Origin of the sequence: Psychrobacter sp. AOP30-A2-5, from assembly GCF_052378115.1 — a bacterium.
Classification (GTDB): Bacteria; Pseudomonadota; Gammaproteobacteria; order Pseudomonadales; family Moraxellaceae; genus Psychrobacter.
In genome coordinates this window covers 42,925-57,661 of sequence record NZ_JBQSXK010000018.1, presented here as the reverse complement: position 1 = coordinate 57,661, position 14,737 = coordinate 42,925, and the positions used below count along the sequence as shown (strand labels likewise).

The 14,737-nt window shown below is 42.1% G+C and carries 14 protein-coding genes; 7 read left to right on the top strand and 7 right to left on the bottom strand.

Translation table 11 applies throughout. From position 1 onward, the window contains the following. A partial coding sequence (locus ACT3S4_RS11790) for a transposase (RefSeq protein WP_444761129.1) occupies positions 1-219 on the top strand: 219 nt, incomplete at its 5' end. Between the two features lie 91 nt (positions 220-310). Here the strand turns inward: ACT3S4_RS11790 and ACT3S4_RS11785 are convergent. Further along, positions 311-466 (bottom strand): DUF1328 domain-containing protein, encoded by a 156-nt coding sequence (locus ACT3S4_RS11785; protein ID WP_021814049.1) that lies wholly within the window; start codon positions 464-466, stop codon positions 311-313. A 573-nt stretch (positions 467-1,039) separates the two neighbouring features. Between ACT3S4_RS11785 and ACT3S4_RS11780 the strand changes: the two genes are divergently transcribed. The 3 genes from ACT3S4_RS11780 (at position 1,040) to ACT3S4_RS11770 (ending at position 4,496) form a co-directional block, all read left to right on the top strand. Beyond that, positions 1,040-2,332, top strand: a complete 1,293-nt coding sequence (locus ACT3S4_RS11780; protein ID WP_443563797.1) for a saccharopine dehydrogenase family protein — start codon at positions 1,040-1,042, stop codon at positions 2,330-2,332. Positions 2,333-2,806: 474 nt separating this feature from the next. After that, on the top strand, positions 2,807-3,646 hold the full coding sequence (locus tag ACT3S4_RS11775) for a hypothetical protein (protein WP_444761128.1): 840 nt from the start codon (positions 2,807-2,809) through the stop codon (positions 3,644-3,646). A gap of 454 nt (positions 3,647-4,100) precedes the next feature. Then, positions 4,101-4,496 (top strand): hypothetical protein, encoded by a 396-nt coding sequence (locus ACT3S4_RS11770; RefSeq protein ID WP_444761127.1) that lies wholly within the window; start codon positions 4,101-4,103, stop codon positions 4,494-4,496. Positions 4,497-4,671: 175 nt separating this feature from the next. Here ACT3S4_RS11770 and ACT3S4_RS11765 read toward each other — a convergent pair whose 3' ends face one another. Continuing rightward, positions 4,672-7,221, bottom strand: a complete 2,550-nt coding sequence (locus tag ACT3S4_RS11765; RefSeq protein WP_444761126.1) for a helix-hairpin-helix domain-containing protein — start codon at positions 7,219-7,221, stop codon at positions 4,672-4,674. A 506-nt stretch (positions 7,222-7,727) separates the two neighbouring features. Between ACT3S4_RS11765 and ompR the strand changes: the two genes are divergently transcribed. Together ompR and ACT3S4_RS11755 are read left to right on the top strand one after the other, a co-directional pair. Continuing rightward, entirely contained in the window at positions 7,728-8,486 is a 759-nt protein-coding gene (gene ompR, locus ACT3S4_RS11760; protein WP_055123637.1) for an osmolarity response regulator transcription factor OmpR, read from the top strand. A gap of 122 nt (positions 8,487-8,608) precedes the next feature. Next, positions 8,609-9,856 carry a CobW family GTP-binding protein gene (locus ACT3S4_RS11755; RefSeq protein WP_444761125.1) on the top strand — a complete coding sequence of 416 codons (1,248 nt, stop codon included), beginning with the start codon at positions 8,609-8,611 and terminating at the stop codon, positions 9,854-9,856. A 62-nt stretch (positions 9,857-9,918) separates the two neighbouring features. Here the strand turns inward: ACT3S4_RS11755 and ACT3S4_RS11750 are convergent, their stop codons facing one another. The 4 genes from ACT3S4_RS11750 to ubiG form a co-directional block, all read right to left on the bottom strand. Beyond that, positions 9,919-10,185 (bottom strand): DksA/TraR family C4-type zinc finger protein, encoded by a 267-nt coding sequence (locus tag ACT3S4_RS11750; RefSeq protein WP_444761124.1) that lies wholly within the window; start codon positions 10,183-10,185, stop codon positions 9,919-9,921. A gap of 162 nt (positions 10,186-10,347) precedes the next feature. Continuing rightward, positions 10,348-11,184, bottom strand: coding sequence for a YciK family oxidoreductase (locus ACT3S4_RS11745; RefSeq protein WP_444761123.1), 837 nt, complete (start codon positions 11,182-11,184; stop codon positions 10,348-10,350). Positions 11,185-11,295: 111 nt separating this feature from the next. Then, on the bottom strand, positions 11,296-12,006 hold the full coding sequence (locus tag ACT3S4_RS11740; RefSeq protein ID WP_444761122.1) for an HAD family hydrolase: 711 nt from the start codon (positions 12,004-12,006) through the stop codon (positions 11,296-11,298). Between the two features lie 75 nt (positions 12,007-12,081). Next, entirely contained in the window at positions 12,082-12,921 is an 840-nt protein-coding gene (ubiG, locus tag ACT3S4_RS11735) for a bifunctional 2-polyprenyl-6-hydroxyphenol methylase/3-demethylubiquinol 3-O-methyltransferase UbiG (RefSeq protein ID WP_444761121.1), read from the bottom strand. 449 nt (positions 12,922-13,370) lie between these two features. Here ubiG and ACT3S4_RS11730 point away from each other — a divergent pair, with 449 nt between their 5' ends. Next, a complete protein-coding gene (locus tag ACT3S4_RS11730; protein WP_193836920.1) occupies positions 13,371-13,991 on the top strand; it encodes a thiol:disulfide interchange protein DsbA/DsbL in 621 nt (206 codons plus the stop codon). 204 nt (positions 13,992-14,195) lie between these two features. Here the strand turns inward: ACT3S4_RS11730 and yjgA are convergent, their stop codons facing one another. Beyond that, positions 14,196-14,714 carry a ribosome biogenesis factor YjgA gene (yjgA, locus tag ACT3S4_RS11725; protein WP_045443152.1) on the bottom strand — a complete coding sequence of 173 codons (519 nt, stop codon included), beginning with the start codon at positions 14,712-14,714 and terminating at the stop codon, positions 14,196-14,198. Positions 14,715-14,737: the final 23 nt, after the last annotated feature.

Below are 14,737 nucleotides of genomic sequence, written 5' to 3'. Positions count from 1 at the left end.
GAACAAGCGGGTTGCTTCAATAATATTCCTAGAAAACAGAATACTAAGTTCACCAATAACCATATGGACTGGCACTTGTACAAGGCTCGGCACTTAGTAGAAAATGCTTTTGCTAAGTTAAAAAACTACAGGGCGGTTGCAACTAGATTTGATAAGCTCAAACAAAGTTATGAGAACACAGTGGCTCTCGCTTGTGCCTATATCTGGCTGAAATTATGAATGTTCAACACGCCCTAGTAAATACATTATTAAATACCAAAAAAAGTCCTCAATTGAGGACTTTTTTTATTTAACAATCTACAGGTATTAATTACATCTTGCGGCTTACAAATGCCACAATAAATAGAATGACAGCGACTGCTAAGAAAATATATGCCAAATTAGCAGACAATCCTGCGACACCGCCAAAACCCAATAAACTTGCTAACAGTGCGATCACGGCAAAAATAATAGCCCAGCGAAACATAACCTTCTCCTTAAAAATTATTATTAGAAAACCAGATATTTAGATTGATGCAATGGACAATTATTAATAAGAAATAATTACTATTATTAATGACTGCCTTGCTCTCTCTAAAACTCCTTTTTCTTTACTTTTTGTTTTTTTAATACTTGTTAGTTTTTTAACCATTAATACTGCTTACGACCATAGATTAGCAATATTTATCTTTAGAAAACGTTCATTTTGGTAATGATATCGGTAGGTTATGTAACCTTTGTAGCAAATCTTAACATCGAACCTTTTTTTCATCCCTTTATGGGAGTTATGTGTACAGATGGTTAGTTATCCCTTAGCCATCAACATTTTCATCATATAATCTGCTATAAACAGTAACTTACAAGTCATTTTTACTGGTCAAAAATACTTTAATATATCTTTTTCAGGCAGATATAAGTCTGACCAATAACTCATTTAGTCATGACTTATTTAGTTAATCTGATTTCTATCTAAAAACTAGACCTCAAACTCTGACTGTTAAATGGCAACAAATTTTAAACGTCACACGACTCATCAAAATAGCTATTAAGGATAATAAATATGGATACCAATACTAATACGGATACCTCAAACAATACACAACAGCGCAGCGATGGAAAGCGTCCTTACGCGGTCGTCTTATATGGCGCAACCAGCTTTGTTGGTCAAATCACAGCACACTATTTAACAGAGTTTTTATCTAATACTAAAGACAAAGAGGGCTCCGACGTCACGTGGGCGATTGCTGGGCGTGATGAAGCAAAACTAAACGAATTGCAGTCTAAACTTGGCAGCACTGTCGATATTATTCTTGCTAATAGTGACGATGCGGACAGCCTTGATGAAATGACCAAACAAACCCAAGTCATCATTTCAACCGTCGGTCCTTATCTTAAATATGGTGAGCCGCTGATCAAATCTTGTACCACTCATGGGACAGATTATGTCGACCTCACCGGTGAAGCTATCTTTATCAAAGATATGATGGACAAGTATCAGGACGCGGCAAAGCAAAGCGGCGCTCGTATTGTCAACTCGTGTGGCTTTGATTCGATTCCATCGGATTTGGGCGTCTACTTTACTCAAACCCAAGCAGAAAAGAAATTTGGTCGCGCTTGTGATGTGATTCATATGCGTGTCAAAGCGGCGAAAGGGGGTCTATCGGGTGGTACCATTGCCTCGATGGCGACTATTTTTGAAGAAGTCGGAAAGGATAAGTCACGTCGTAAGCAGGTAGCAAATCCTTACCTACTCAATGATGACAAAGATGCACCAAACGTGCGCCAAGCTAATGTCAGTAAGCCAGAATACGATAGTGAGCACAAACGCTGGCTTGCGCCTTTTGTGATGGCTAGTATCAATACCCGTATCGTTCATCGCACCAACCAATTGCTTGGCTATGAATATGGTCGTGACTTTAAATATGACGAAGCAATGTGGATGCAAGATGGTGTGAAAGGTCAATTATCAAGCTATGCAATGAGCGCAGGCCTGTTTGGATTTGCCACTGCTATGATGGTCAAACCGAGCCGTGAATTATTAGCTAAGCACGTGCTACCCAAGTCAGGTTCTGGTCCGTCTGCAGAAGAGCAAGCAAACGGCTACTTTGACATTCGCCTCTTTGGGGAAACAGCTAATAAAGACACCATCAATACGAAAGTAACGGGTGATAAAGATCCAGGTTACGGCAGTACCTCGCGTATGCTAGCGCAAGCAGCGTTATGCTTAGCACAAGATATCAGCAAAGAAGAAATTGGTGGTGGTTTTTGGACGCCAGCCTCTGCCATGGGTAATCATCTACTGGCACGTTTAGAAGAGCATGCGGGTCTGAGTTTTGAAGTTGTCGATTCGTAAGATTACCCATTTATAAATCTAAGCAATCTACTTCTTAATATCTAATTACTGACCGTATCTTAGCAACGAGATACGGTTTTTTATTGCCTATTTTTTCTCATTATTCAGAGTGCAATCTTTTGAGCCATTGTTAATAAATAATAATAACGTGATTATTTGGTAAATGATATTGGCATTTCTTGCCTTTTTAATACATTAAGCTACACATTTTTAGAGTAATGTCACAGCCATATTGCAGTGAATGACGTAGGATAAAAGAGGTTAGGCAATTTTTTATCTCATATTTTTTTATCCCATATTGTATAGCAGCTTTGAGAGGGATAATTGGCTCATTAATATTTCATTTGGACCTTAGACACCTCAGAGTAATTTTCTAGTGCAATAAAAATCATATTAATAAAAATTAAGTTTTACTGATTTATCATAAATTTGTAATAAATCAATAGACCCTCATCTAATTAAAAGGACATAACAATGAAAATAAATATATTGACCGCTGCTGTGATGACATCCAGTCTTGCTGTGTTTGCAAGCTCTGCTAACGCCGCTATGACTACCGATAGCCACGGCAATGTTGGCTATGACAGTTATGAGGAGTGTGTGAGCGCTGTCAAAGATGGTTCGGCCAAATTTTATACCCCTTATACTTATCAAAACCCAAAGCGCCAAGCAGGTGAAGCGACTGTCAAAAAAATGCGTTTGTCTGAAGTAATGATTCCTCAAACAGTGGTCAATGCAAACAACTTAACAGCCAGTGATTACTCAGCAGGTGCTTGTGATTTAGGGGTTGGGCAGTCAAATGGTCGCTATGGTGTTTCGGGTGAATTAGTTGGGAAATACGTCCCTATCGCCGCTGATATGCCTGTCAACGTCTATATGGATAAGGCTGGCAATCCAGTACGCTTAAGCATGCAGCAGTGCGATAACCATTTCGGTGCCAAGTTTCCAACACCTATTATGAGCGAAACAAAAGAAGCTACAGCACCAGAATCACAACTCGCGATTATCGAAGATCGCCGTGTAGAGCCTGTCATCGTTGAAACCACACGTGTTATCCGCCCTACTAAATATAGTGTCAAAGAAATCATCATCGTACCGAAAGATCAAATCAAGCGAGTAAACACAGCGTCAGGTACAGCCATTGCTATCGAAGACGAGGCTAACAGTACTGTAATCGTTGGTGAAGAAGCAGATGCGGATGTCATCGACAATACTGAAATCAATCAAACCTTCCCAGTCATTCGTGTTCCTAGTAGCAGCACTCAACAACGCGTCGTTGATCCAAACACTGGCAAGTATATCGTTATTGAATAAGACTTTAATGAAATATAAATGAACAAGATTCGTTGAGACATCATTGGTATAAGAATTAGAGATAGGAAAGTAGAAAATAATGCTATTTTCTTATCTGACAATAACCATACAATAGTTGCACAAAGTCACCTGCTAACATCCGTCTGTTAGAATTTTAATCTATGGACTACTGAACTAACGCTTGTTTAATTGGTATTCTCCCCTTTAGATTTTTATCACTGATTTAGGTCAGCTTATAAAGCTCTTTATCCAAATCCATCATGATAGTCTCTTAATGGTTATCATGATTTTATTTTGTCTATCAATTAAATGTTAGATATATTAAATATATAGATTTGAATTACTAAATGAATGTGTGATATGCAACGGCTGTATACAGCAGTTAGCAACATAAGCGTCAAGTTTGAAATTTTTTAAACTGACATTATAAGATTGTAAATTAAGGAATTGATTAATGAAAAAAAGTACTCTGTCTTTATCGCTACTGATTGGCGCTGCGCTCACTATCCCAAGTTTGGCTATGGCAGCACCTGCTGATACTGCGGCAGTAGATGTGCAAGCAGCGGCTACCGCCACCACACTTGAGATGGAAGGTGACAATACAAATAATGTCTCAACAGACAATCAATCTAGCCCATTTCAGATTAGTGAGACACAGATTATCTCAAGAGCAAGCGTTAACAACAGTGCTGAGCAACAGCCGATGACTACTGAGCTTCAAGCTGAGCAAGAAGCAATGGATGCCGAACAAGAGTTGATTCAAGATTCTGAAGAAGCGATGCAAGAAGAAGACTCGTTAGACACACAAGAAGAATTACAAGAAGCTGAAGAAGCCACAGAAGAATTATAGAATACGAACTAAAATACGATATGAACCCCGCTGTTAACTGAAATCATTGAAAAGAGGTTATTGAGCGAGTTAGGTTTTGAGTAGTTATTAGTGTTCATTAACAATTTCTATCTTTACATACATTCCATAAAAAAGGCAGCCTAATGGCTGCCTTTTTTGTCACTATTAACATTGACTATTTTTTGGTTTTAGTCACACCAGCTTCCTGTAACAGCGCCCCAAGCGTACCCATTTTGCTAGGTGCTTCTGCTTTATCAGCCCTTGGCGCTTTGCTACGATCATTATTAGCATGGTCTTTATCCTGACGATTACCGCGAGATTTCGACGGGCGCTTATCAGGCGCTGGACGGCTACTGTTCGGGCGTTTGCTATTTGTATGATCGCTACGTGGACGACTGACTTTCTCATCATTACCAGTACTTTCAGCCGATTTCGCTGCTGGGCGCGCAGGCTTTTCAGATTCTGGCTTCATACTAAAGCCAATACGACCACGTTTTTCATCGATAGAGATGACACGTACCGAGACGATATCGCCCGGCTTGACGCGGTTCATCGGGTCAGCGACAAAGTCATTGGCCATTTGTGAGATATGTACCAAACCATCTTGATGAACGCCAACATCAACGAAGCAACCAAAGGCTGTCACATTGGTCACCACGCCTTCAAGCTGCATGCCCTCGCTCAAGTCTTTAATACTGTTAACGTCTTCACGGAAGTTAGCAGTCTTAAATTCAGGACGTGGGTCGCGTGCTGGTTTGGCTAGCTCCTCGATGATAGCAGTTACACTAATATTGTCATCATTAGCAGCCAATGCAGTGGTATCTATCGTATTTAATATGTCGTCATTACCGATGACTTCTGGCAATGCTTTACCAGTTTGTGCCAATAAGCTATCGACCAGCGCATAGCTTTCTGGATGCACACCAGTGGCATCAAGGGGATTACTACCACCATGGATACGCAAGAAGCCTGCTGCTTGTTCAAAGGTCTTAGCGCCTAAGCGTGGAACGTTTTTTAATGATTCACGACTGTCAAAAGCACCATGCTCTTTACGATAGGTCACGATTTGCTGCGCGACATTTTTATTCAAACCAGCGATATGTGCCAAGATAGCAGGGCTTGCGGTATTTACATCAACGCCAACCGCATTTACGCTATCTTGCGTGACTTTATCAAGACTATCTGCCAATTGTGTTTGGTTAACATCATGCTGATATTGACCAACGCCAATGGCTTTTGGATCAACCTTGACCAATTCTGATAAAGGGTCTTGCAAGCGACGCGCAATAGAAACCGCACCGCGTACCGAAACGTCTAAGTTACCAAGCTCATCAGTGGCAAGCTCACTGGCTGAATAAACAGACGCACCTGACTCATTGACGATAACTGATTTGGCTTGTAATTCAGAGTTGGCAGCCAAAATTTCTTTAATCATCGCATCTGTTTCGCGGCTCGCCGTACCATTACCGATAGCCACCAAATCAACGTTGTAAGTACTTAATAATTCATCGATGACTTTTTTGGCTTCATCCATTTTATTATCAGGGGCAAATGGATAAACGGTGGCGACGACAGGCTTGTCTTCACTGTCTAACATAACGTGACCTTGAGCATCGACGATAGCCATTTTTACGCCATGACGGATACCAGGATCAACGCCTAAAATTACTTTGCGACCGGCAGGCGCTGACATGAGTAAATGCTGTAAGTTATTAGCAAAGACGTCAATCGCATCTGCTTCAGCAGTCAGACGTTTTTCTGTCAATAAACGGTGTTCAATATGCGGACGCCATTTGTCTTTCCACAAACTCGTCGCAGCTTCTGTCAAAAATTCTTGACGGGCATCAGGCGCTTTCGTATCAACCTCAAAGTGCTTAATGATTTTTTCGATAAAGGGTGCGTCTTCGCCTTCGATTTTAAGACCTAAGACGTTTTCTTGACGACCACGTAGCATCGCTAATAAACGATGATTTGGCAGACGCGCAAGGCTTTCGCTATGCTCGAAGTAATCTTTAAACTTCTCGCCGACTTCACGTTTTTCTTCACTGGCAACGGCAGATACGATACTCGCCGTCTTGGCAAAGCCACTGCGCAAGTTGTCTAGCAAAGCCAAAGCCTGCGTCCATTCATCAACGATGATGGCTTGTACGCCAGCCAATTGCTTGGTGATATCGCTAAAATCAACTTCGATCTCATTACCACTATCATCGGTAATGCTAGATTGTACTTGATAGTCTGCTAATGCCTCAGTTGGCGTGACTTCTTGCGTCAAGACGGCTTGCGCTGCCACATCAAGACCAGCAGCACGTGCTTTGGCAGCTGGTGAACGACGACGCGGGCGGTATGGCAAGTAAATATCTTCAAGCTCAAGTTTCGACGTCGCATTATCGATACGCGTCTGCAGCTCGTCGGTCAAATTGCCCTGCGTGCTGAGCAGCTCGGTAATTTTGAGGCGACGGGTGGCCATGTCACGCTCATAATTAAGAGACTTCTCAAGCGCACGCAATTGCGCATCGTCAAGATTCTGCGTCTTTTCTTTACGGTAACGGGCAATAAATGGAACGGTCGCGCCTTCATCGTAAAGTTTGACAAACGCATTGACTTGAGCAGTCTTAATGCCAAGCGCGCGAGCAAGCTTGTCGTGAATATTCGCGTGTGTGGTTGCATCCAAAACCTGTGCATTTGTCGAGGTTTGAGATGGCGTTAAGGTATCAGTGCTACTCATAGACGTATCAATCGTTGAGAAATGTAGTTTTGCATTATAGCAAAAGCTGCATGAATAAAAATCCTTTTTATCTTTTCGTTATTTATCGCTAGTTTTACGGCGAAAATCGTCTCATATCATAGGTTCTGTCGCTTTGTTAAACAAACGCATACAGCATTTATCCTGATGGGTGATGCAATTAGTGGTGCAATCTTATACACTAAAGTATCCAAGGCGCAAATATTGGTACGCGCTGACGCATTGAACAATAGTATTCAAATTTATGATGGATTGAGACGGACCTTTACTTTTGACCACTCATTGAATAAAGACAGTTTTTTTGCTCAGGTTTTTTGTATAGTCGATTCAAGATAATTTAGCGAGGAAAGCACGTTAAAATACTATAAATAGTAGACTCAACGAGCCTGACACCGTATTTTTTTTATATCATTTTAACTATATAACCTTTAGCCTTGACTGTTAACGATAATTTCTACTAATAATAATTTTTATAAGAGGATGCCTGTATGTCTGAAAATAACAGCCCTGATACCTTAACTCAACGAATTTTAGTCGTTGATGACGATGCACGCTTGCGCTCTTTATTACAGCGCTTTCTAGAAGACGACGGTTTTGTCGTCCGTACGGCTCATGATGGTAGTCAAATGGATAAGCTGTTGCAGCGTGAGCTTTTCTCGTTGGTGGTACTCGATTTGATGCTGCCAGGCGAAGACGGCATCAGTATCTGTAAGCGTCTACGTGAAGACAATGGTGACATTCCTATCATTATGCTGACAGCCAAAGGTGGTGATGCCGATCGTATCGCTGGTCTAGAAGCGGGCGCAGATGATTATCTGCCAAAACCATTTAATCCAAAAGAGCTATTGGCTCGTATCAAAGCGGTATTACGTCGTCAAAATCGCGAGCTGCCTGGCGCACCAAGCCATCAGCTTGAAGTGGTTGAGTTTGGACCGTGGACGCTTGATTTATCGACACGTACGCTTAAACGTGACGGCAATGTTGTTACCTTAACGACAGGTGAATTTTCGGTGCTAAAAGCACTGGTGCAGCATCCACGTGAGCCATTAACCCGTGACAAGCTGATGAACCTTGCGCGTGGTCGTGAATGGGGTGCGATGGAGCGTTCTATCGACGTACAGGTATCACGTTTGCGTCGTTTGATTGAAGACAACCCTTCACAAGCGCGTTACATCCAAACCGTTTGGGGTGTAGGCTACGTATTCGTTCCTGACGAAGCCGAAGTAGAAACCGTTAAAAGTGAGTAACTTTTGACTATGTGTGTCCTCATTTTGAAAATTTCGATTATCGATTGAATTGAGGACACACGCTAATATCATTTCCATTTAATATAGGCCGTGTTTGATTACTCACAAATACGACCTATATGATGAGTGTCTCTGTGAAAAAACCTATTATTTTTCAAAACATACCCTGCACCTTGGTGACAGGGTTTTTGGGTGCTGGCAAGACCACAGTGATTAATCAGCTGCTTGCTATCAAACCTGCCGATGAGCGCTGGGCATTACTAATCAATGAATTTGGTCGTATTGGTATTGATGGTGCGCTGCTGGCAAGTGCGAAAGATAGTAAGCCTGAGCAAGATAATATTGCGATACGAGAAGTCAGTGGTGGCTGTATTTGTTGTACCAGTCAGCTGCCATTACAAATTGCTATCAGTCGGCTGCTTAGTGAGCATCATCCACAGCGGTTGCTCATCGAACCCACAGGGCTTGCTCATCCACGTGAGCTTATCATGCAGCTCAGTGCACCGCATTGGCAAACAGCGCTCAATATGCAAGCAGTAATAACGGTACTGAGTGGCGTGCAATGGCAGCAAGATAAATATCGTCATTATGACGGTTTTCAAGCGCATGTCCGTGATGCCGATGTGTTGGTCATTAATCGCTATGCTCAATTAAGCGATAGCGAAAAGCAAGCACTGCAACAATGGATAGCCAAGCTCAATGCACAGGTAAAAATTATTTGGGCAGCATCTGAGCATATATCTCATGATACAAATGACTCATCCAATATTCTTTTATCAGAATCAAGCGTGTCAGAGCTGAAAACCCAGCTTACCAAGTCCAGTCAGGTTATCTCGAAACAACGCACAGTCAATATTGTTCACCCTCAAAAATCGACTACTAGCTTGCAACCACAGAGTAATACCCTATCTACCGCTTTGTCATCCGATGTTTTTACAAACAAAGATGATGCGCAGACCGATACAGATATTGAGCTACCTTACCGTTATCATGAGAAACAACAAGAGTTACAGTTGGCGGGTTGGCGACTGCCAGCGCACTACATATTAAAAGCGGATGAGTTACAGAGTTGGTTATTAACGCTACCGAATTGGCAACGTATCAAAGGTGTGGTTCATACGTCTGATGGCTGGCTACAAATCAATTTTACCCCTGACAGCTTAACCACCAGTACGGTCAGCGCACAAGTTGATAGTCGGCTAGAGATTATATTACAGTTGGATGCACATACTAATAACGACAACGATACAGCGGTAGAAAGCGACCGCTCAGAAGGAAAAGATAAAGCAGCATTTTTATCTTCTATAGAGACGCTACCTTCTATCGATTGGGATACCTGCGACCGTGAACTAATGGCACTGGTTATATAGTAATAGACAAAAAAAGGGCAGACATTGCTATATAAAACAGCAATGTCTACCCTTTTTCTTTTTTAACGTAATTGACTGTCTTTGCTACCGCGCCGGTTAAACAACTCAGCGGCTTTCGCCTCTTGTTCAAGTTCTGTCTGACAGCTGACGCAATGCTGAATACCAGGCACTGCTAACCGCCGTGCTTCTGGAATAGGCTTGCCGCATTCATCACACATCTCGGCACTGATGCCAGTTGGCAACGCACGTCGTGCCCGCTCTAATGCATCATTTACCGTTGCATCCATTTGCTCATGCTCAGCACCATCTCTTGACCAACCACCTGCCATAATCCCATCCTATTTATTATCATTAGATATTACAAATCGCTTTAATAACAAATAGATGGGGTTATCTATGATTGATTGCAACCTATTAGGGCGTGCTATCAACCTGAAAGTAAGCGAATAAATACCCTAAATAATGACATTTCCTAGCAAAAAATCACATGGCTAATCTTTTGGCTGTAGCTCAACCACCTGTCCGCGTACCCCGATACTGGCATCACTCATCAAACAGACATAGCCTGCCATGATATCTTCAGGCGTTTTTAAGCTCATAGGACTCTCTCCTGGATAAGCATGCGCACGCATATTGGTACGAGTACCACCAGGATTGACACAGTTAAAACGTAAATTAGTCGTATTCTGCGTCTCTTGGGTAAAGATATCACTCATGCCTTCTACGGCTTGCTTGGACAGCGCATAAGCACCCCAGAACGCGCGAGGATGTGTACCGACCGTGCTAGAGGTGAAAACAATAGAGCCATTCTCAGCATCTTTAAGTAGTGGTAGCAGTGCTTGGGTGAGCATAAACGTCGAGGTAAAATTCACCTTCATAACTTGTGCAAAAGTATCGACATCATACATCTCAAGTGGGGTTAGCTGCCCAAGCATACCCGCATTGTGCAAGATACCATCGAGCTGACCGACTTCTTTATTAATCAACCCCTCTAACTGCTGCATCTCAGCATAGGTTGCTCCTTCTAGATTCATCGGTAGCATGGCAGGCTGTTTGCCACCAAGACTTTCAATCTCATCATAAACATATTCAAGCTTGCTGCTGGTACGTCCCAATAACAGGACTGTCGCTCCATAGCGAGCATAAGTCAGCGCGGCAACGCGGCCGATACCGTCACCTGCCCCCGTGACCAAAATAGTCTTACCATCTAAACAATTATCAGATGGTACAAAGTTGCGAATATCGTTATGAGTTAACGGTTGAGTTAGACTTTGAACGGTTTTTTGGTGGTCTTGCTGGTTAGCCGACTGATTAATATTGTCACTCATGGCATTGCTCACTGCTTATCGTTTAATAGTTGGGATGCTAAGTATTTATCGTATTTCTTTAAAAACACAGAGTGTGGCGGACTCGATTTATAATTTGATTTATAATTTTATTTATAAATAGTCAAATTTACCAGAAGAGAGCAACAGCTTGTTTAATTGCTCAGGCGTATCAGTAATATAATCTGCACCCCATTTCTTTAGGTTTTTTTGATCTTCAGGCGGAATATAACCGTAAGCCGCCAAAATTGTTGGCATACCAGCCGCGTTGCCAGCTTCAATATCACGTATATGATCGCCAACATAAAGCACACAGCCAGCAGCGCCGCGAGGGATTTCAAGTTTTTCTAAAGCCATATACATGGGCTCTGGATCGGGTTTTGAGCGAGACACATCATCAGGACAAACCAAAGCAGAACAGCGCCCGTCTAACTGCATCTTGTCTAGTAACTTCTCTGCCAGATAACGCGGCTTGTTGGTCACAATACCCCATGGCACCCCTTTTTCTTCAAGAGCAGTCAACACGTCTTCTAATTCAGCGAACACACAACTATCGACGCATATCTCAGCTTCATAATCATCTAAAAACTGTTGGCGAAACTCCTGCAAAGCTTCTTCGCTAACCTCAATTTGATCGTTATGACGTAGCATCAACTGTACCATCGCTGAGGCACCAGCAGAAACTTGCTCGCGAATTTCTGTTTCAGGCGGTGCTTGCCAATCATTTTCGCGGCTCATTTTACCGATAATACGGACAAAATCAGCAGCCGTATCGATTAATGTCCCATCGAGATCAAATAAAACCGCTTTTACAAATTGGCTCATAGTGAATGCTCTTAATATAGATAAGGTGTTGAGTGAAATAGTATGGCATGAAAACAACCAAATACGGCATTCAGCTTAAGCCAGTGGCTTGTGTACTGCCATCATGTAATTGACATCGACATTTTGAGCTAACCAATAGCGCTTGGTCAGCGGATTATAATGCAAGCCAATGATATCTTGACGTGTGAATCCAGCATCAATTGCCATTTTGTCTAGCTCAGCTGGCGTGATAAATTTGGCATAATCATGAGTGCCGCGATCGAGCAAGCGCAATACATACTCTGCCCCAACGATGGCAAACAGATATGATTTAGGGTTTCGGTTAATCGTCGATAGCACGCAAACACCGCCTGGTGCCAATAACTCAAAACACGCCTGCACAATCGAGCTGGGATCAGGCACATGTTCGAGCATCTCCATACAAGTCACTACATCAAACTGACCTGCATGAGTTTTGGCTAGTTCTTCTATTGGGATATGCTGATAGCGCAGCGTCTCATGTAAAGCGCTTTGCTCTGCATGCAGCGCTGCCGCTTTTAGGTTTTCGGTACCCAAATCAATCCCTGTCACATCCGCACCGCGACGTGCCATAGACTCTGACAATATACCGCCGCCACAGCCGACATCGAGCACTTTTTTTCCAGCCAAGCCGGTTTCAGCCGTTTTATGAATGTCCGTATCAGCACTGTCATTTTGATAACTGCGCTTGACGTTTTCTTCTATCCAATTTAAACGCAGTGGATTTATTTCATGCAAAGTCGCAAATGCACCCGTCTTGCTCCACCATTCGCTTGCCAACTTATTAAACTTGTCGACTTCGCTAGGATCTACATTAATGGCGGTAGCCGTTGTATCATCAAGACTGCTGTTTGCTTGCTCATTCGAAGAAGGCGAGGAAGATAGAGCTGAGCTCATTGCATTTTTCCTTTATTGTCATTATCGTTATAATCATATACAGTGCACAATTATGTACCTAATATTAGCATGAGAGCGGCAGCTTTGTCGTGAGTACATCGTCACCGATTGTGAATACTCTTAGCAAACGTTCATATTTTCTGTACCATTTTTTTAGAGGATAGATGCCTCAAACAGCTTAGAATCTAAATAATAAAACACTAAAAAAATTCCAAAAAACACGGTGAAATAAGCCTTAAATAATGGCTCACAGCTTTACAACCATTAGTTAAGAATCGGATTCACAAGCAACCATGTTTTACGTTATTATAGTCGATACGTCGCTATAGTTCGATTATACTCGACACTGTCTCGTTTGGGCACTTTAAAAACTTGTGCGCTATACCCAAAACCATACGATACTAAAACATCTCAACAAACCCTAAGTTTTCACACCTCAAGGATAAAGTATGAAACGTGTCATCACACTGACTGGTCTGGCCATGGCCATTGGATTTGCCACTATGGGCGCACAAGCTGCCGACTATGTCGCCGGAAAAGACTATCGCGTGCTAGACAATCCAGAAAAAATCAGCGGTGATGCTATCATTGTTCGTGAGTTTTTTTGGTATGGTTGCCCGCATTGTAACGTTCTTAACCCACATATGGAAAAATGGGCTAAAAACAAAGACAAAGACGTTGCCTTTTTCAAAACGCCAGCAGCGCTTAACCCTGTCTGGGAAGCGAACGCTCGTGGTTTCTATGCCGCTCAGCTGCTAGGGTTTGAAGACAAGACTCATGACGCATTATTTGATGCCATTCACAAAGATGGTAAGAAAATCTTTGACCAATCATCATTAAGCAAATGGTATGCATCGAAAGGCGTTAATGAGAAGAAATTCAATAGCCTTTATAATTCATTCGCCGTTGGTACGAAAATTGGTCGTTCACAAGCAGGTGCTAAGCGTTATCAGCTCTCTGGTGTGCCAGCAGTCGTCGTGCAAGGCAAATACGTTGTAACTGGTGAAAGCGCCACTGTACCTAAAGTCGTTGACTATTTAGTTGACAAAGTGCGTGCTGAAAAGAAATAAGCTAAGCACTAATATAAATTAGGTACCGTTATAAATTAGGGACTAGCATTTATCCACAAGTGTCGTTTGTACCTAAATGCTCTTACCCATAAAAAAGCCAATCACGTGATGATTGGCTTTTTTATTTGCAGACTACTTTAGTTTATAAGTGGAGATATTGTATAAATAAATAGTGGTCAAAGTTATTTAGCCGCTATCATCTTATTACTTTTCTTTTTTCAATTGCGACAAAATAGTGACTTCACGAATATAACTGGCTAAGTCTGCTTTAGACTCTGCCATCAGCTCATCATCTTGGGTATGTTTGGCGTACTCAATCCATAACAGTAATTGATACATACTATTTTGTTCAGATGCTTGGTATTGTTTAACGAACTGCTTAAGCGTCCCTTCATCATTAATATTTAAACGCTCAAACCAACTTTCTATTTTTGAGACTTGTTCTTTAGGGAAAAACGCATCAAATAATGCTTTTACCAATTCGTGGCGGTTTTCTTCACTAATCAGCTTACCAACGCGCTTGGTTTGGCGAATACGAGCATTAGCGCTGGTGATATCGGCCAATGCCATGAGTTCTGCCATAAAATAGTCACTGGCTGGCAGATTTTTGAGCTGCTTTTTCGATAAGCTGGCAAGTGGTATCGACAACTTCTGCAAGCGCTCATGGGCTTTTTTGAGTTCAGTGCGCGAGACGCGCATATCCTGTTCTTTCCAGTCAATCATAAAAGCTTTCCAAAATAATAAAT

Excerpts from the sequence above, each read along its gene's own strand:
- ACT3S4_RS11780 (WP_443563797.1), top strand. The coding sequence starts at position 1,040 with ATGGATACCAATACTAATACGGATACCTCAAACAATACACAACAGCGC.
- ACT3S4_RS11765 (WP_444761126.1), bottom strand. The coding sequence starts at position 7,221 with ATGAGTAGCACTGATACCTTAACGCCATCTCAAACCTCGACAAATGCA.
- ACT3S4_RS11785 (WP_021814049.1), bottom strand. The coding sequence starts at position 466 with ATGTTTCGCTGGGCTATTATTTTTGCCGTGATCGCACTGTTAGCAAGT.
- ompR (WP_055123637.1), top strand. The coding sequence starts at position 7,728 with ATGTCTGAAAATAACAGCCCTGATACCTTAACTCAACGAATTTTAGTC.
- ACT3S4_RS11745 (WP_444761123.1), bottom strand. The coding sequence starts at position 11,184 with ATGAGTGACAATATTAATCAGTCGGCTAACCAGCAAGACCACCAAAAA.
- ACT3S4_RS11755 (WP_444761125.1), top strand. The coding sequence starts at position 8,609 with ATGAGTGTCTCTGTGAAAAAACCTATTATTTTTCAAAACATACCCTGC.
- ACT3S4_RS11750 (WP_444761124.1), bottom strand. The coding sequence starts at position 10,185 with ATGGCAGGTGGTTGGTCAAGAGATGGTGCTGAGCATGAGCAAATGGAT.
- ACT3S4_RS11770 (WP_444761127.1), top strand. The coding sequence starts at position 4,101 with ATGAAAAAAAGTACTCTGTCTTTATCGCTACTGATTGGCGCTGCGCTC.
- yjgA (WP_045443152.1), bottom strand. The coding sequence starts at position 14,714 with ATGATTGACTGGAAAGAACAGGATATGCGCGTCTCGCGCACTGAACTC.
- ACT3S4_RS11775 (WP_444761128.1), top strand. The coding sequence starts at position 2,807 with ATGAAAATAAATATATTGACCGCTGCTGTGATGACATCCAGTCTTGCT.
- ACT3S4_RS11730 (WP_193836920.1), top strand. The coding sequence starts at position 13,371 with ATGAAACGTGTCATCACACTGACTGGTCTGGCCATGGCCATTGGATTT.
- ubiG (WP_444761121.1), bottom strand. The coding sequence starts at position 12,921 with ATGAGCTCAGCTCTATCTTCCTCGCCTTCTTCGAATGAGCAAGCAAAC.
- ACT3S4_RS11740 (WP_444761122.1), bottom strand. The coding sequence starts at position 12,006 with ATGAGCCAATTTGTAAAAGCGGTTTTATTTGATCTCGATGGGACATTA.